General features: G+C 47.8%; 15 protein-coding genes and 2 rRNA genes (1 of these 17 cut by a window edge). 11 read left to right on the top strand and 6 right to left on the bottom strand.

Features of this window, described 5'->3' with window-relative positions:
- Window positions 1–2 precede the first annotated feature (2 nt).
- The 6 genes from ACO6VG_RS11170 to ACO6VG_RS11145 all read left to right on the top strand — a co-directional run bounded on the left by ACO6VG_RS11170 (window position 3) and on the right by ACO6VG_RS11145 (window position 8467).
- Window positions 3–1334, top strand: a complete 1332-nt coding sequence (locus tag ACO6VG_RS11170) for a restriction endonuclease subunit S (protein ID WP_422473868.1) — start codon at window positions 3–5, stop codon at window positions 1332–1334.
- Window positions 1335–1485: 151 nt separating this feature from the next.
- Window positions 1486–2079 (top strand): nucleotidyltransferase domain-containing protein, encoded by a 594-nt coding sequence (locus ACO6VG_RS11165; RefSeq protein WP_422473866.1) that lies wholly within the window; start codon window positions 1486–1488, stop codon window positions 2077–2079.
- Window positions 2076–2492 carry a hypothetical protein gene (locus ACO6VG_RS11160; protein WP_422412306.1) on the top strand — a complete coding sequence of 139 codons (417 nt, stop codon included), beginning with the start codon at window positions 2076–2078 and terminating at the stop codon, window positions 2490–2492. The genes ACO6VG_RS11165 and ACO6VG_RS11160 overlap by 4 nt, the downstream gene beginning before the upstream one ends.
- A gap of 59 nt (window positions 2493–2551) precedes the next feature.
- Window positions 2552–3511 carry a PDDEXK nuclease domain-containing protein gene (locus tag ACO6VG_RS11155; RefSeq protein ID WP_422412304.1) on the top strand — a complete coding sequence of 320 codons (960 nt, stop codon included), beginning with the start codon at window positions 2552–2554 and terminating at the stop codon, window positions 3509–3511.
- A gap of 238 nt (window positions 3512–3749) precedes the next feature.
- A complete protein-coding gene (gene iscB, locus ACO6VG_RS11150) occupies window positions 3750–4970 on the top strand; it encodes an RNA-guided endonuclease IscB (RefSeq protein WP_422136981.1) in 1221 nt (406 codons plus the stop codon).
- A gap of 209 nt (window positions 4971–5179) precedes the next feature.
- Window positions 5180–8467 (top strand): type I restriction endonuclease subunit R, encoded by a 3288-nt coding sequence (locus tag ACO6VG_RS11145; RefSeq protein WP_422473864.1) that lies wholly within the window; start codon window positions 5180–5182, stop codon window positions 8465–8467.
- 64 nt (window positions 8468–8531) lie between these two features.
- Here ACO6VG_RS11145 and ACO6VG_RS11140 read toward each other — a convergent pair whose 3' ends face one another.
- The gene (locus tag ACO6VG_RS11140; RefSeq protein ID WP_422473862.1) at window positions 8532–8831 is read right to left on the bottom strand and encodes a hypothetical protein; all 300 of its coding nucleotides are present in this window, start codon (window positions 8829–8831) and stop codon (window positions 8532–8534) included.
- Between ACO6VG_RS11140 and ACO6VG_RS11135 the strand changes: the two genes are divergently transcribed.
- Window positions 8806–9120, top strand: a complete 315-nt coding sequence (locus ACO6VG_RS11135) for a hypothetical protein (protein WP_422136978.1) — start codon at window positions 8806–8808, stop codon at window positions 9118–9120. The two genes, ACO6VG_RS11140 and ACO6VG_RS11135, sit on opposite strands and share 26 nt — an antisense overlap.
- Before the next feature lie 302 nt (window positions 9121–9422).
- Window positions 9423–10475, top strand: a complete 1053-nt coding sequence (locus ACO6VG_RS11130) for a PDDEXK nuclease domain-containing protein (RefSeq protein ID WP_422473860.1) — start codon at window positions 9423–9425, stop codon at window positions 10473–10475.
- Window positions 10476–10584: 109 nt separating this feature from the next.
- On the opposite strand, the gene ACO6VG_RS11125 is transcribed toward ACO6VG_RS11130, so the two are convergent.
- Window positions 10585–11712 carry a branched-chain amino acid ABC transporter substrate-binding protein gene (locus ACO6VG_RS11125; protein WP_422413766.1) on the bottom strand — a complete coding sequence of 376 codons (1128 nt, stop codon included), beginning with the start codon at window positions 11710–11712 and terminating at the stop codon, window positions 10585–10587.
- Window positions 11713–11943: 231 nt separating this feature from the next.
- Between ACO6VG_RS11125 and ACO6VG_RS11120 the strand changes: the two genes are divergently transcribed.
- The gene (locus tag ACO6VG_RS11120; protein WP_422136975.1) at window positions 11944–12066 is read left to right on the top strand and encodes a hypothetical protein; all 123 of its coding nucleotides are present in this window, start codon (window positions 11944–11946) and stop codon (window positions 12064–12066) included.
- Window positions 12067–12170: 104 nt separating this feature from the next.
- Here the strand turns inward: ACO6VG_RS11120 and rpiA are convergent, their stop codons facing one another.
- Entirely contained in the window at window positions 12171–12842 is a 672-nt protein-coding gene (rpiA, locus tag ACO6VG_RS11115; protein ID WP_422139926.1) for a ribose-5-phosphate isomerase RpiA, read from the bottom strand.
- A 188-nt stretch (window positions 12843–13030) separates the two neighbouring features.
- Here rpiA and ilvA point away from each other — a divergent pair, with 188 nt between their 5' ends.
- Together ilvA and ACO6VG_RS11105 are read left to right on the top strand one after the other, a co-directional pair.
- The gene (gene ilvA, locus ACO6VG_RS11110; RefSeq protein WP_422473858.1) at window positions 13031–14545 is read left to right on the top strand and encodes a threonine ammonia-lyase, biosynthetic; all 1515 of its coding nucleotides are present in this window, start codon (window positions 13031–13033) and stop codon (window positions 14543–14545) included.
- 553 nt (window positions 14546–15098) lie between these two features.
- Entirely contained in the window at window positions 15099–15995 is an 897-nt protein-coding gene (locus ACO6VG_RS11105) for a hypothetical protein (RefSeq protein ID WP_422473856.1), read from the top strand.
- On the opposite strand, the gene ACO6VG_RS11100 is transcribed toward ACO6VG_RS11105, so the two are convergent.
- The 3 genes from ACO6VG_RS11100 to ACO6VG_RS11090 all read right to left on the bottom strand — a co-directional run.
- On the bottom strand, window positions 15992–16129 hold the full coding sequence (locus ACO6VG_RS11100; RefSeq protein ID WP_422473854.1) for a hypothetical protein: 138 nt from the start codon (window positions 16127–16129) through the stop codon (window positions 15992–15994). The genes ACO6VG_RS11105 and ACO6VG_RS11100 overlap by 4 nt on opposite strands.
- Before the next feature lie 539 nt (window positions 16130–16668).
- A 5S ribosomal RNA gene (rrf, locus tag ACO6VG_RS11095) occupies window positions 16669–16784 on the bottom strand.
- Between the two features lie 211 nt (window positions 16785–16995).
- Window positions 16996–17933 (bottom strand): 23S ribosomal RNA (locus ACO6VG_RS11090); it runs 2544 nt beyond the window's last position.

The following is a 17933-nucleotide window of genomic DNA, read 5'->3' as shown; positions in this document are numbered from 1 at the left end:
TGATGAATGCAGTAACAGGAAAGTATCGGAAATATTCTGAGTACCAATTCTCCGGTATCTCATGGGCCAGAGAAACGCCTTCTCATTGGAAGATAAAACGGTTTAAGAATATCTTCCGAATAAGAAAGCGAATCGCTGGCGAGCTTGGTCACGACATACTGTCTATCACCCAGAAGGGTATAAAAGTAAAAGACACTGAGAGTGGCGACGGCCAGCTTTCAATGGACTACTCGAAATATCAGTTAGTAAATCCTGGTGACTTTGCAATGAACCACATGGACTTACTGACAGGGTATGTTGATGTGTCAAAGTATTCTGGGGTCACAAGTCCTGATTACCGTGTATTCACAATCGAAGACGAAGCATCTGATAAGAGATATTTTCTTTATCTATTACAACTCTGCTACGCAGCAAAAATTTTCTTCCCATTAGGGCAAGGCGCAGCTCACATTGGTCGCTGGAGGTTGCCCACCGAAGCTTTCAGCGAATTCCGTACTGCTTGCCCCACATTTGAGGAACAGGTACAAATCGCCGACTTCCTCGATCGTGAAATCGTTAGAATCGACACCCTGACCGAAGAGCAGCAATCCCTGATCCGGCTGTTGAAAGAAAAACGACAGGCGGTGATCAGTCATGCCGTCACCAAGGGGCTGAACCCGGATGTACCGATGAAGGATTCCGGTGTGGAGTGGCTTGGGGAAGTGCCGGAGCATTGGAAAGTAGCCCCTTTGATGTCGGTTGCAGATGTCATTGATCCTAACCCAAGCCACCGTAACCCTACATACACAGAGGATGGCTTACCATTCATATCAACGGTTGAGTTTACCGGCATTGATGACGTTGAGACTGACACGCCAAGACGGGTTGCGGAAGAAACGGTTTTTGAGCAAGAGCAACGTTGTAAGTTCCAAGAAGGCTCTATGGCTTTTTCACGGAAAGGAACTATTGGCGATGTTCGAATCCTGCCGCACAACCTTCGCTTTGCCCTGCTGGACTCTGTTTGTGTAATCAATTGCAGTAAAAATTTGAACTACCGTTTTTTGTATCAACAAATTCGTTCAAGTGTATTTGACTCCCAGCTTGGAGCCTTGACTAGAGGAGCAGCATTAAAGCAAATCAGTGTTGGTAGAGTAAGGAATATAAAAATATTTGTTCCGCCTCTCACTGAACAAACAGCAATCATTGAATATTTATTCGATCAACTTAGTCATATAGACGAAACAGTTAATGATGCAAAGATAGCAATTGAGTTAATGCAAGAACGCCGCACCGCCCTAATCTCCGCCGCCGTCACCGGCAAAATCGACGTACGTGACTGGGTCGCTCCGTCATAATAATATCTGAGCCTGCAATTGTCTCCACACTGCGGAGACAATTCACATCAGTCCTAAATTGAGACTAAAAGGTCTTTTTTTGGGACCTTGAAAAGTCCCAATATGAGACCTATAGTTCCCATATTGATACCTCTATAGGAACTTCGTCACTGTGTCATCCATTGCCTCCGTACTGTTCACCAAAACTCAGCAACGTCTGCTGGCTGTGCTCTACGGCAAGCCGGACTGCTCTTTTTATCTGAACGAGGTGGCAAGGCTGGCCGGGGTCGGCAAGGGCGCTGTGGTTCGGGAACTCAAGAAAATGACCGCAGCCGGATTGCTCACCACTCACCAGCAGGGTAACCAGCAGCATTATCAAGCCAACCCCGATAACCCCGTGTTTGAAGAGCTGAAAGCCATTACCCGCAAAACCTTTGGCGTACAGAGCGTGATTAAAGGGGCACTGTCGCCCGTTTTAAGTCAATGTGACATGGCATTTATTTATGGCTCGGTAGCAAAAGGACAGGAACACGCGGGCAGTGATATAGACGTTTTGCTAGTGGGGCATGATTTAAGTTATGGCGAGATTATGGGGCATCTGGAACCAGCAGAAAATCAGCTGGGGCGAATCATTAATCCTACACTGCTGACGCCTGAAGAATTCCAGCAAAGAGTAGACAGTCAGCAAAGTTTTGTCACACGACTTATGGAACAGCCCAAACTCTGGCTGACCGATCAACCCTTAACCGGAGACAAGCCATCGTGAAAGAGCTGGATAATCTGGTCAAAATCAACAAGCTCAAACAAGAACCCCCTGATGCACAGGAATTTGCAGGGATGGTTCGGGCGGCTGAAACCAAACTCAAAGATGCTGCCATCAGTGGTTTATCCGTCGACAGCCAGTTTTCTCTGGCCTATAGTGCGGCCCATGCTTTGTCACTTGCTGCATTACGCTGGCACGGCTACCGCTCTGAAAGCCGTTATCTGGTGTTCCAGTGTTTGCAGCATACATTAGACTTGAGTCGTGCAAAATGGCGGGTTCTTGATCAATGCCACAACCATCGTAACCTGGCGGAATACGAAGGGCATCTGGATATTAACCCGCAACTGTTGAAAGAACTGATTCTGCTAACCCATGAGCTGTTAAATCTGGTTAAATCACTCCCTGAAATCTCTTAGGACGTACGTGACTGGCAACCAGAAGCACAACAACAAGAACAACCCGCAGAGGCCACCGCATGAGCAAAACACCCGCTTCATCAAAAGAGCCGGATAACCTGTTCGGCGAAATCAAAGACCTGATACAAAGAGCCAAACAACGGGCAGCGGTGGCACTCAATGCCGAGATAACCGCACTCTATTGGAAGGTCGGTCAGCGTATTCAGCAGGAAATCCTGAAGGGTAAGCGGGCAGACTACGGCAAACAGGTTATTTCCGGCTTGTCCCGCCAGCTCTCCGGGCAGTTTGGTAAGGGCTGGAGCCCTCAGCAATTGAGACATTGTATTAAGTTTGCCGAAATCTGTGAGGCTGATGAAATTGTCTCTACAGTGTGGAGACAATTGAGCTGGTCACACCTGAAACTGTTGATTTACATTGATGACCCACTAAAACGTGAGTTCTATATGACCATGGCGATTCAGGAGCGATGGTCTGTCCGCACCTTCAGCGAGCGTATGGATTCCATGCTGTTTGAGCGTACTGCCTTATCCCGAAAGCCGGAAGAAACCATCGTTCACGATCTGAAAATGCTGAGGGATCAAAGGAAAGCCGATCAGGATATCGTTCTGAAAGACCCTTACATTCTGGATTTTCTTGAGCTTAATGATACCTACGTGGAAAAAGATCTTGAGGATGCTATTTTGCGGGAAATGGAGCATTTCCTGTTAGAAATGGGTATGGGCTTCACTTTTGTCGCACGCCAGCACCGAGTTCAAATTGATGAAGATGATTTTTATATTGATCTCTTGTTCTATAACCGAAAACTGAAGCGACTGGTTGCTATTGAACTGAAAACAGGCAAGTTTAAAGCTGAGTACAAAGGACAGATGGAGTTATATCTACGCTGGCTGAATAGATATGACCGTCAGCATGGAGAAGACCCCCCTATCGGCATCATTCTTTGTGCAGGTAAGAAGCAAAAGCAAATTGAATTACTTGAACTGGGTCAACTACCCGTCCCTAAAGGAACGGGCTTGTAAAAGCCCTTGTTGACTAGACCACTATTTAGGAGAGGCAAAAAATAGTAGACGTTATTTCGGATGTAGATACCTTGGAATGTCGCCTTAGTTCCTTGCTCTATCGTGGCTCTGTAAACAGTCTTATTGGGTTATAGACAGTCAACCACATTGCGAAGCCGTTATAACTGGTCGAAAGGAAGTCTGAAACTGGTTTGATCCTACAAACCAGCGTAAGCACAACTCGAAGGAGGTAGACTGAATGCTAGTTTACGTACTCAACAAGAATGGTGAACCATTAATGCCATGCAAGCCCCAACGGGCCAGAAAGCTCTTGAAAGAGGGTAAGGCTAGGGTTGTTTCAAGGACACCATTCACTATACAGCTACAGTTTGGCTCTACAGGCTATAAGCAAACTGTAGTGGCTGGTATGGATACCGGCTCTAAGGTTATCGGCTGTGCTGCTATATCTAACGGCAAGGTTGTATATCAGTCTCAAGTCAAGCTTAGAACCGATATTAAGAAAAAAATGGATCAAAGGAGAATGTATCGGAGCAATAGACGTAACAGAAAAACCCGATATAGAAAGCCCAGATTTTTGAACAGGAAAAACTCAACCATGTTTGGAAGGCTTCCACCTTCTGTAAGGTCTAAGGTTCAGTCCCATTTCAGGGAAAAGAAACAGGTTGAAATGATTTTACCTGTTACCCGATGGAATGTAGAAACGGCCAGTTTTGACATTCACAAGATAACCAACCCTGAAGTGTCGGGAAGGGGCTATCAGGAAGGAAAACAGAAGGATTATTACAACGTCAAAGCCTATGTCCTTGATCGTGATGGATACAAATGTCATTCAAAACAGAAGGTTAAGCATAGTGAAAAATTACACGTTCATCATATTGTATTTCGATCAAATGGTGGAACAGATGAGCCTGGTAACCTAATAACCCTATGTGAAAGGTGCCACAAGGATTTACACGATGGGAAATTTGAGATTAAGAGCCAGAAAAGCAAGACTAAACACGCCACCCAAGTCAGCACCATCAAGGAAGTGTTAAAGAAAAACTGGTCATTCAAAGAAACCTTTGGGTATGAGACAAAATTCAAGCGTGAAACGATTTTAAAATTACCCAAAACCCATTTCAATGATGCTGTAGCTATTTGCAGTGAACATGGGGAGTTGGTTGAACCGAGTCCAATTGTGTATAAGAAGGTTCATGTCTCTAAAGGTGACTATCAGTTACACAAAGGGCAGAGATCAGAAAAGAAAATTCCTGTTGGCAAGTTGTTTGGCATTAAAAAGTTCGACTATGTAAATACCCAAAAGGGTAAAGGATTTATCAAGGGTAGAATGTCTACAGGATATGCTGTATTGATGGATATAGAAGGTAAAACTACAATAACCAGCACAACAATTAAGAAGGGCTGTAAAAGGTTAAGCGCCAGAAGCACAACCCTGATCGACTTCGAACATTGTGCATAGCGAATCTTGGCGGATTCGTTGCTTACATCCCCCCGCTGAAGCGAGGGGTTTTACGCAAAATTCGATAAAACTGAATAGTGGAATCCTCGAATTGTCTCCGCAGTGTGGAGACAATTCAGCCAGATTGATACATTGTGCAAACACTGTCTGCATAATCCCTGAAAAGTCCCAGATAGAGACCTTCAGGTACCATTTTGAGACCTTGAAATATGGACAGTACCAGCGAATCCACCTTCCAGAATGATATGATCGCCCGCCTGCAAGCCAAAGGCTGGCTGCTGGGCAGTGGTGACCAGTACGACCGGGAAACGGCGCTGTATACCAGCGATGTACTGGATTTTGTGAAGAACACCCAGCCGAAGGAATGGCAAAAGTTCTGCAAAAGCTTTCCTGTGGATTCGGAACAGCATTTTATCAGCCATCTGGTCAACCAGTTAAAGAAAGCCGATGCCAATGCCATTGATAAGGAGCTTCGCAGCTTTGGCACCCTGGGCGTGTTGCGTCATGGCTTGAAGATTCGCAATGCCCGGTTCTCCCTCTGCCAGTTTATGCCGGAACATACCCTGAATCCGGATACGCTGGCTCGCTATAAAGAAAACCGTTGTCGTGTGGTGCCGGAGCTGGTTTACAGTCCTTATGTCAATCTTGTCCCCCCATCCCAACCTTCCCCCGAGGGGGAAGGCGTCGACGCTCATCTGGCAGAAACCGGTAAAAAAGCCAAGGCATGGCGCATTGACCTGGTGTTGTTTATCAACGGTCTGCCCGTGGCAACGCTGGAGCTGAAATCGGAGTTCAAACAGGCCATTGAAAACGCCAAACGACAATATCAAAAGACCCGTCTGCCCAAAGACCCGGAAACCGGCAAGCCAGAACCGCTGCTGACCTTTAAACGGGGTGCGCTGGTGCATTTTGCCGTGAGTCAGTACGAAGTGTATATGGCGACCAAGCTGGCGGGCAGCGATACCTTCTTTCTGCCGTTTAACAAAGGCACGGCTGAAGGCGGTGCAGGCAACGATATTCCCGAAAACAAAGATGAGTACGCCACCGAATACCTGTGGAACGAGGTACTGCTGCCCGATAACCTGCTGAACATTATCGGTCGGTTTGTGCATTTGCAGATCGAAGAGAAGGAAGACTGGGAAGGCCGCAAGTCGAAAAAAGAGACCCTGATCTTTCCCCGTTATCACCAGTGGGATGTGGTGACCAAGCTGATTGCGGCAGCAAAGGCGGAAGGCACGGGCAACAAGTATCTGGTGCAGCACAGTGCCGGTTCCGGAAAATCCAACTCTATTGCCTGGACCGCCCATCAGCTTTCTACCCTGTACGATGGCGAAGGCAACAAGCAGTTCCATTCGGTGATTGTGATTACCGACCGAACCGTGCTGGACGATCAGCTACAAGACACTATTTACCAGTTTGAACACGCCGACGGTGTGGTGGGGCGCATCAACAAAAAAGAAGGCGATGGCTCCAAGTCGGAGAAACTGGCAGCGGCCCTGGAGAGTGCTCAACCGATTATTATTGTCACCATTCAAACCTTCCCTTATGTACTGGCGGCCATTGAGAACAGTACCAGACTGAAGGAACGCCGTTACGCTGTCATTGCCGACGAAGCTCATTCGTCACAAACCGGCTCCACCGCCCGCAAGCTGAAGGAAGTGTTGATGGTGGATGGTGCAGAAGATGGGGATGAGGACAAAGAACTGTCTTCAGAAGACATGCTGGACGCGACCATTGCCTCACGCCGGGGCAGCAGCAACCTGAATTACTTCGCGTTCACGGCAACACCCAAGGCGAAGACACTGGAGCTGTTTGGTCGCCTGCCCAAACCTGATGAGCCTGCTTCCGAGAAGAACCTGCCTGAAGCCTTCCATGTGTATTCCATGCGCCAGGCCATTGAGGAAGGCTTTATTCTCGACGTGCTGAAAAACTACACCAACTACAAGGTGGCCTATCAGCTGGCCCAAAAAATAGAGGCCGAGGACAAAGAGGTAGACAGCAAAAAAGCCAAGGTAAAACTGAACCGCTGGGTGCGTCTCCATGAATACAATATTTCCCAGAAGGTGAAAGTCATCACCGAGCACTACAAAGAGCATGTTATGGGCTTGCTCGCTGGTCAGGCAAAGGCCATGGTAGTTACCAGTTCCCGCAAGGAAGCCGTGCGTTACAAGCTGGCGTTTGATAAATATCTTTCAGAGCACAAAAGTTCTATCGAGGTCATGATTGCCTTCTCCGGCGAAGTGGAATTCCATAAGGACGATCCGGACAGCTCTGCCCTGCTGGACCAAAAGTTCACCGAAACCAATATGAACCCAGCTCTAAAAGGCCGGGACATGCGCAAAGCATTCGATAGCGACGACTACCAGATCATACTGGTTGCCAACAAATTCCAGACTGGCTTTGATCAGCCGAAACTCTGCGCCATGTATGTAGACAAGCCCTTAGGTGGTGTGGAATGTGTGCAAACCTTGTCCCGTCTGAACCGTACCTATCCCGGCAAAGCTGAGTGCGGCACTTTTGTATTGGATTTTGTCAATGAGCCGGAAGAGATTCTGGCCGCATTCCAGCCGTATTACCAAATCGCTGAACTGGCGGATGTGACAGACCCGGATAAGGTATTCGACCTTTACGAAAAACTCCGTGCCAGCGGTATCTTTACCTGGAACGAAGTAGAACAGTTCTGCGAGGCTTTTCTTTCCAAGAGCAAAAGCAATGCAGCGGTGAGCAACATCTGCAAGCCCGCTGTGGATCGCTGGCAGAAGCGATACAGTTTTGCCATTGATGCTTATGTGCGTGCCAAGGAGATGTTCGAACGAACCAAGAAGACTAAAGATGCCGTGCTGATCGCTAATGCTGAAAACAGTTTCAAAGAGTGCAAGCTGGAAAAAGACCGGCTGGAAATCTTCAAAAAGGACTTAGGCACCTTTACCCGTTTCTACGAGTTTATGTCCCAGATTGTGGACTACGACAACAAAGATCTGGAAAAGCTCAGCCTTTACGCTCGCTACCTGCGCCCACTGCTCCGTGAAAAGGTCATTGAAGAAGATGATATTGACCTGGATAACGTGGTGATGAGCCATTACCGGTTGTCCAGGATTCGCCAGCAAGACATTGAACTGAAGGAAGACGCCGAGGGCTATGAACTGGAACCCTCCAGCGATATCGGTTCCGCCAAACCCAAGGACAAGAAAGAAGAGTTCTTATCCCAGATTGTCGCTCGGCTGAATGAGCTGTTTATTACCGACAACCTCACCGATGCTGACTTGATCAACTACGCCTTTACCGTGCGGGACAAACTGGCCGAAAACGAAACGGTGATGAAGCAGATTGAGAACAATACGGCTGAACAAGCACTGCTTGGTGACTTCCCACAAGCCATTGATGATGCCGTGATGGACAGCAACGAGGCTCAACAGGAGATGATGTTGCAGTATCTTTCCAACCCGGAATTGGCTCGGGGCTTTGCTCGGGTTGTGTTTGATATGTTGAAGGCGTGAGTGAGTGCCCTGCACTGGGCTTCATTGCTGAAGTGCAGGGTAAGATTTCTATATTTGTTCTGACTCAAAGGACTTCAGCACCAGGAATAAATCCACCAGCTAGCGCGATCTGTGTTTTGATAGATTCTTCTGGACTGTTAGCCGCACCAACCCACTTTCTGATTTTCTCGATTTCTGAAATTGACATCCTCCCCGCAGTGAAGAGGCTGTCGCAAAACTCTGGTTCCCATGCTCCAGCGTGGGAACCCATACCCATCTCGCGCTGCAGAGTCCCCTTTTCAGGGGAGGTATGCATTCCCACGCAGAGCGTGGGTGTCGCAAAACTCTGTGGGAACGATTTGACTCCCATCATTCCCAGCTTCATTCCCATCATTCCCAGCTTCATTCCCGTCATTCCCAGCTTCATTCCCGTCATTCCCGCGAAGGCGGGAATCCAAACTGACTCACCACCAGAACCATACTGCCCGGTGCCCTCCTGGCCTTGTCATCCTCGAGAAGGCAGAGATCCACCGTTGGCGCTGGATTCCCGCCTTCGCGGGAATGACGACCTAAGAGCATGGGAACGAGCTGTTGGAGTTTTGCGACACCCTCAGAGCGTGAGAACGAGTTGTACCTGCATCCCCCATTCTACGACCTCGTTTTTATTCTTGTGAAAACCCCTAATGCCAGGCTGACTCTTTCATACGACAACGGCTCTTGTTAGGGAAGGAACAAAAATAGGCAGCAGAATGCTGACATTGAATTCGGGCAATATCTCGACTAGGAGGCTGACCGAGAATAGCGCCCGTAGCGAGGACGGCAGAAAATTGAGGATGAAAATTCGGTTTTGTGAGGAGAATAGCGAGCTATTTGACGAACAAAAGCGGATTTTCAGACCAATTTGCTGCCGCCGCAGTAGGGCAGTCTATTCTCGGTCAGCCTCCTAGGTTTCAGCGATGCCAAAAGAGGTTCGTGCATGAGCAAACAAAAAAACACCGTCAACCTAAGCCTGAACGGCGAGTACAAAAACTGGCTGAAAACCTTGAAGCAGAAGGTACTGTCAACTCAGCTTAAAGCCGCTGTTCAGGTGAATTCGACCTTACTGGCTTTTTACTGGGAACTGGGGGAAGACATTGTTCGTCGACAGGCTCAGGCTAACTGGGGTGAAGGCTTCCTGAAACAACTCAGTAAGGACTTAATGTCGGATTTCCCTGAAATTAAGGGGTTTTCGGAGCGAAATCTTAAATATATTCGCCAATGGTTTCTTTATTACTCCGGGGAGCAGGCAATTGGGCAACAGCTTGTTGCCCAATTAACACAGGTACCCTGGGGACATAATTTGCAAATTATCAGCAAGTGTAAAAGTGTTCCAGAAGCCCTGTATTACGTGAGAAGTACCATTGAGCACGGTTGGAGCCGAAGCGTACTCACTCACCAGATAGAAAGCGGCCTCTGGCAGCGAGATGGACAAGCCGTCAGTAACTTTAGTGCCACCCTGCCAGCCGTACAATCTGACATGGCGCAAGAAACTCTGAAAGACCCTTATGTATTTGATTTTCTCGCCCTGACCCAAAACTACAACGAACGTGAGCTTGAGAAAGGTTTGACCGAGCATATCACCCAGTTTTTGCTGGAATTAGGGGCTGGATTTGCTTATTTGGGCAAACAATTTCATATACAGGTGGGACAACGGGATTTTTATATTGACCTGCTGTTTTACCATGTCCGGTTACATTGTTATGTGGTGGTTGAGCTGAAGACGGTAGATTTTGAACCGGAACATGCAGGCAAACTGAATTTTTATATCAGGGCCGTGGACGAACAACTGCGTAAAGAGGGCGATACGCCCACCATTGGCATTCTGCTGTGCAAGAACAAGGACAAACTCGTGGCAGAGTACTCTCTCAGTGATATGCAAAAGCCTATTGGCGTCTCGGAATACCAGCTCACTCAATCACTGCCGGAAAACTTGCAATCGCAACTACCCAGCGTGGAAGACATTGAACAGGGATTGGGAACTAAAAGATGAGACAGAAGCAGACCGACAACTGAACATTTCAGCGTCGGCCTATGCAAGCTATTCCCTGTAATGAAAATACCATCACAGTTACAGTCGACGGTATTTCCCGATCGGACTCTTATTTTGAAGCCTCAGACTTGGTACCGTCAGCGTGCCATTCGTAAACGACAAAACTGAAGTCTTTCAGGTCTCCCTTGCCATCGAAGGCCAGGTTGCCTGTTGGCGTACTGAAGGTGTTTGAACGCAGAACGTCGGCTACTTCTTCAGGGCTTTCACTCTTGGTCAGTTCCATGCCTTCAGCCATAACCTGAACAGCAGAATAGGAAGGGAATACGAAAGGACCGGATGAATCTTCACCTTTTGCCTCGAAGGCGGCTACCAGTTTGGCGTTGGCAGGGTCCTGATCAAAACTCTTCGGCAGTGTTACGAGCAAACCTTCTGAAGCCTGACCGGCAATGGCTGAAATATCCTTGTTGCCCACACCTTCAGGCCCCATGAATTTAGCCTTCAAACCCTTTTCTGCGCTCTGACGCAGAATCAGGCCCAGCTCAGGGTGATAGCCACCGTAGTAAACAAAATCGACATCTTCCTTCTTCAACTTGGCAATGAGCGCTGAAAAGTCTTTGTCACCTGAAGTAACACCTTCAAAAACAGCCACATCAATACCGGCTTTTTCAACCGTATTCTTAACGGCTGTAGCAATGCCTTCACCATACTGTTGCTTGTCATGGATAACTGCCATACGCTCGGGCTTTATGCTCTCTACGATGTAGTTACCCGCAGTGGGTCCTTGCAGGCTATCGAGTCCAATTGTGCGGAATATCAGCTCATATCCACGACTGGTGATCTCCGGACTGGTGGAGGCGGGGGTGATCATCAGGATACCTTCATCTTCATAGATGTCGGTGGTAGGCTGGGTAGAAGCAGAACACAGATGCCCTACGACAAAACGGATATCGTCATTTACGATTTTGTTGGCAACCGCTACGGCCTGTTTGGGATCACAGGCATCGTCATAGACTACCGCTTCCAGCTGCTTACCATTGACGCCCCCCTGTTGGTTAATTTGCTCTACGGCCATCTTCGCACCGGTGAATTGCATATCACCATACTGGGCTACAGGACCTGTTACCGGGCCAGCCAGAGCAATTTTTATCGTGTCGGCGGCCTGAGCCAGACCGGAAGCCCCTGTTACGGCTGCAGATACCGCCAGAGCGGCCAGAGTTTTGTTCATTTTTCTTATCATGCTGTAGTTCTCTTGGAATGGAATTAATTCCATTTTCTCATTATCTAAATCCTTCTTTCTCTCGAAAAGTTATATTAAGGATTTTTTTCAGTCATAACAGCTTTTTTTCCAAACTTTTTTCTTCGACTTTTGTCTAAATCTATACGAACGTCTTAAGGCGGCAGAGCTATCACAGACCTAGAGTGAAAGCATTAAGGGAATACTCTAAACAAGGATGTAAGGAGAAGCAGTATGGATACGAATCAACATAATACTCAGGATAATGAACTGAAAACCGGCGAACTGATTATATTGTCACTTTCTTTAGGGAGCGTTCTGGCTTCGCTTCACTTCTTTTTGAACACCATTTTCTGACAACCATGGATTCAGGAAATCTTTGTTGTCCCACATTGGTGACAAATAATATTTCATAATAGAGGTCAGGGGAAATGGCCGGGTTTACACCCGGCCCAGGTTATTTAAGCCCTGATGGTTTTAACCCCTTCCGCAGTGCCCAGAAGCAACACATCAGCAGATCGCGCCGCAAACAATCCATTGGTTACGACTCCCACAATCTGGTTGATCTTTTCTTCAAGACCCATGGCGTCAGTGATCTCCAGATTCCATACATCCAGAATGATATTACCATTATCAGTCATAACCCCTTCACGGTAAGCGGGGTCACCACCCAATTTAACCAATTCACGGGCAACATGACTGCGAGCCATGGGAATAACCTCGACAGGAAGCGGGAATTCACCCAGCACGTCTACCAGCTTGCTCTCGTCTGCAATACAGATAAACTCTTTCGCCACTGCAGCCACAATCTTTTCCCTTGTCAGGGCTGCTCCACCGCCTTTGATCAGGTGCAGGCGATTGTTAGACTCGTCAGCCCCGTCAATATAAAAGCGCAGTTCACTGATACTGTTCAGGTCATAAACCGGAATCCCGTGCTGTTTCAGACGATCAGCAGAAGCCTCTGAACTGGCTACGCAACCATCAAAACTGTTTCTGTGTTCTGCCAGAGCATCAATAAAGAAATTGGCCGTGGAACCAGTGCCAATACCGATAATCATATCTTCTTCCAGATGAGGGAGGATCCGCTGCAATGCAGCCTCGGCAGTCGCCTTCTTCAGCTCGTCCTGGGTCATGTCTCTACCTTGCGGTCATGTACAATGAAGCCAAGGATTATACCCCCGGAAACGATCCCCCGCTGAACTAAATACTTCAAATTTCGTATAACCTTTTGTTACTTGAAAACGATAAAAGATTGTTTCTTGTACACATGCCTGTTTAGAATCAGTCCAACCAAGATAAGTTATTACAAAAGTGAAGTCCCATGCCTCATCAGTACATAAGAATGATTCTCGAAGCCAAAGTTTATGATGTGGCGATTGAGACTCCTATTCATGAGGCTCCTTTTCTCAGCAAGCGTTTGAATAATCAGGTTTTTCTGAAGCGAGAAGACCTGCAACCCGTATTCTCATTTAAAATCCGGGGCGCTTATAACAAGATGGCCCAGTTAACCGCTGAAGAAAAAGCCCACGGAGTGACCTGTGCTTCTGCCGGCAATCATGCCCAGGGCGTGGCCATGGCAGCCAAGACCATGGGAATCGAAGCCATTATCGTGATGCCCGGCACCACCCCTGAAATAAAGTACAAAGCCTGCGAGGCCAGAGGGGCAAAGGTCATCCTTCATGGTGATACCTTTGATCAGGCACTGGCTTACTCCATGAAACTCGTTGAAGAACAGGGCTATACCTTTATTCATCCTTATGATGATCCCTACACTATCGCCGGTCAGGGCACGATCGGCATGGAAATTCTGCGTCAGCATTCCGGTCAGCTCGATGCGGTTTTTGTACCTGTCGGTGGAGGTGGTTTGGCCGCAGGCATAGCGACCTATATCAAGTATCTGCGCCCTGATGTCAAAGTCATCGGCGTTGAGTATGAAGAATCTGCCTGTCTGAAAGCAGCTCTGGAAGCTGATGAGCGAGTGACCTTGCCCCATGTGGGTCTTTTTGCTGACGGCATTGCTGTGGCTCAGATCGGCGAAGAAACCTTCAAGCTCTGCCGGAAATACATTGATGAAGTGATCACGGTCAGCTCTGATGAAATATGCGCATCCATCAAGGATATCTTTGATGATACCCGTTCGGTTTGTGAGCCTGCCGGTGCGGCAAGTGTGGCTGGCCTGAAAAAATATGTCAGCGAGACAGGTGCCTGCAATCAGAAACTGATGGCTATAGCCAGTGGCGCCAATATCAACTTTGATCGTCTGCGTTATGTTTCCGAACGTGCGGAATTAGGTGAGAAGCGAGAAGCGATCATCGCTGTCACCATCCCTGAACAACCCGGCAGTTTCAAAAAATTCTGTGAAACCCTTGGTAAAAGGAATATCACCGAATTCAACTATCGCTTCCACGACCCCAAAAATGCCCGAATCTTTGTAGGTGTCCAGGTTCATCCTGATCAAATGCCCATTGATAATCTGACCCAAGAGTTGCAAGAGAAAGGTTATCCGGTAGAGAACCTGACCGACAACGAGATGGCTAAGTTGCATGTTCGTCACATGGTAGGCGGCCATAGTAAAGCTGTGAAGGATGAGGTGGTTTATTGTTTTGAATTCCCGGAACGTCCGGGTGCCTTGCTCAACTTCCTGAACAAATTGGGTGACCAATGGAACATCAGTATGTTCCACTACCGGAATCACGGCGCTGCCTATGGCCGTGTTGCTGTCGGTCTGGAAGTACCAGAAATGGAGAGACCACACATCGCAAAATTTCTGGCTGAGCTGGACTATTACTACTGTGAAGAAACGGATAACAAGGCTTATCAGGCGTTTTTGGGGTGATGACCCGCTGAGATGCCGGGTTTATTATCCAGGACTCAATTTCTCTCAGGAACAAAGCATTGGATAACCGGGATAGGGCGAAGCCTTACAGCTACGCTCCTCCCACAACACCCAGTTTACGGGTCCGTACTGGGCGTTTCGGTCAGTTAAGCAGCCAATAATCTAATCAAACCTAATTCATCGAACCAACTATTCGGCAATGCTAAGTGCAGCGCAGGACTCCGGCATACTCGCAACTGCCCTTTGCTAGATCCTACCGTCTGTCTCGTCAGTTCATCACTGACTCCCCGCCTTCTCAGCTCCGCATAACGCTTCGGACTTTTCTCCCATTGACACCAGAGCATAGTCTCGTTGGAATACAATTACTCAAGTATTATTACCATGGTCGTGATACCACTTGGCACACCTAGTAGCATCTGGTGCATCGGCAGACTGCCAGACTAAAGGGTAATACTGCCACTCATTGTTATATTGGCTGACCATTTTGTTATGAACTTTATATAGGGTTGTGACTCCGAACAACATCAATCAATAAAAGAAAAGGAGTTGCATCATGACGACACCGGTCAGCAATATTTCAAATAAAAGATTGCTCCCAACAACAGATATGGCTTCAACACAAAACCCGTACAATTCACAAACATCTGGAGCAACGTGTTATAACAGGTCTGTGGAGTGTTTAGAGCCATCAGTATCTATAAAAATTGATAGATCCAAAAAAAGAGAGACTGCTTTCGCTGGGTTTCATGAGAGAGGCTTGAAGAATAGAGTGGTATTAAAGCATATCCCTTTTGAAATAGACGGCACTGTGTTTAATTATATCGATGGCAATAAAAGAGATGATGAGCTGGCAAAAAAAATGATTGACATTAGTGACGACAGGCCAAAAAGCTCTTTCACTTTTAATATCAAAACACAAAATGGCAATCACGACTATGCACCTTCACATCTATGGCAAAAGCAATTCTTAAAATGTGTAAACTCAGGATTGCAGATTTATTTCGATGATTGCCCTCCAGATAGATTAGTCCCTTTCTTAGGAAATAAGACAGTTGCTGAGATTTATAAAGGTAAAAAAATCCCAGCAACTTGCTATCAGTTTGTGAACTTTATGGAGTTTAATTCAACTTCATTTCTAGATAAATTCCGCAACGAGTATACAAACTTAAAAACTTTAGATACAAACAATCAATTCACTCCTATTGCAATTTTAAAAAACAACGATCCCGTTCATACATTTATTCACATTGGAGATAATGTTTGCATAGGTAAACTGGGGGACGGGAATATTTTTTTCCATACTGCTGAAGATATATTGAGTCATTATCAGGAATCTTTTGAAACTCCTTTGCGTTTGGCGATTGCAAATATTCAACCTTTACAGTTGTGTGGCAACCAACGTCACACTCACTGGCAAAGTCAAGCGCAGCACACAGCTTCGGTTGATTAAGATCCGGCCTTATTGCGTTTAACTCGCTGTAAGGCTCTTGTTAAATTATTGGGGTTGGTGATACGTTCCGTCAGGCTCGTACCACCCGCCGGGCTTTCGTAATCCTGTGATACCGACACGACCTCAGCTCTCATAGCCTCGCAGCCTCCGTTTCCGCCGTGACCACTTGGTATGAGTTCCAGTGTTTGCTGGACTTGTCTGCGTCCGGTGTATCGAATGACAAAAACTACTCACCACTCTTTACCGTTCGGGCCTTTACTGACATACGCCAGCTACTATGCCGTCTGCTGACTTCTGTGTAGCGATCAGGACACCTTAGATGACCTCAGTCTGAAATGTCAGACACTACACAGACCTCCCGAGGTAAGTCACACCGCCTTCACTGAACAACTGCCGGATCTACTGCCTGAATGTCCGGATGAGTATGGGACTTCGTTATCAATTGCTAACTCGTCCCGACGCAGACAGCCTCATATCCGATTTCTGTTCGTCAGCTCGCAGTTTTGCTCCACACTGCCTTCAGCCTGCACCTCGCGATACAAACCTTGTGTTTCGCTAACCCTTCGCCCTCATCTGGCTGAGCAGGGGACTTTCACCCCCAAGCTGTGCAACATGCTCGACACACAGCAAAAACCCCGGTCAATCTCTCAACCGGGGTTTTGCTTTATTCAATGCCTGGCGATGACCTACTCTCACATGGGGAAACCCCACACTACCATCGGCGATGTGTCGTTTCACTTCCGAGTTCGGGATGGGATCGGGTGGTTCCAACGCTCTATGGTCACCAGGCAAAACTGGTCGAGCCGTTGGCTCTCGAGCTGGAAGCTTTAAGCTGGAGGCTTGAAGCTGTTTCTCGAAAGCGGAAGGCTCTGGAATCCAAATCTCGTTTAAGCTGTGTCGTCTATTCTTGCTCAACACTCTCGTTCACTGTGTACGGCTTCAAGCTTCCAGCTTCCAGCTTTTGCTGGCAGCTTCGCTGCGCAAATCGCTTTGGCGTTATATGGTCAAGCCTCTCGAGTCATTAGTACGGGTTAGCTCAACGCCTCACAACGCTTACACACCCCGCCTATCAACGTCATAGTCTTTAACGTCTCTTATGGGCCTTACGGCCAGGGAAGTCTCATCTTGAAGGGGGCTTCCCGCTTAGATGCTTTCAGCGGTTATCCCGTCCGAACTTAGCTACCGGGCAATGCGTCTGGCGACACAACCCGAACACCAGTGGTTCGTCCACTCCGGTCCTCTCGTACTAGGAGCAGCTCTCCTCAAACTTCCAACGTCCACGGCAGATAGGGACCGAACTGTCTCACGACGTTCTAAACCCAGCTCGCGTACCACTTTAAATGGCGAACAGCCATACCCTTGGGACCGGCTTCAGCCCCAGGATGTGATGAGCCGACATCGAGGTGCCAAACACCGCCGTCGATGTGAACTCTTGGGCGGTATCAGCCTGTTATCCCCGGAGTACCTTTTATCCGTTGAGCGATGGCCCTTCCATTCAGAACCACCGGATCACTATGACCTACTTTCGTACCTGCTCGAGATGTACCTCTCGCAGTCAAGCTGGCTTGTACCATTACACTAACCGCACGATGTCCGACCGTGCTTAGCCAACCTTCGTGCTCCTCCGTTACTCTTTGGGAGGAGACCGCCCCAGTCAAACTACCCACCACACAATGTCCCCGATCCTGCTAAAGGACCTGGGTTAGAACCTCAATATTGCCAGGGTGGTATTTCAAGGTTGGCTCCATGCAGACTGGCGTCCACACTTCAAAGCCTCCCACCTATCCTACACAAGCAACATCAAGATCCACTGTGAAGCTGTAGTAAAGGTTCACGGGGTCTTTCCGTCTAGCCGCGGATACACTGCATCTTAACAGCGATTTCAATTTCACTGAGTCCTGGGTGGAGACAGCGTGGCCATCGTTACGCCATTCGTGC

The organism is Endozoicomonas sp. ALB032, assembly GCF_049310125.1.
Lineage (GTDB): Bacteria > Pseudomonadota > Gammaproteobacteria > Pseudomonadales > Endozoicomonadaceae > Endozoicomonas_A.
This window is presented reverse-complemented; position numbering and strand designations above follow the sequence as displayed.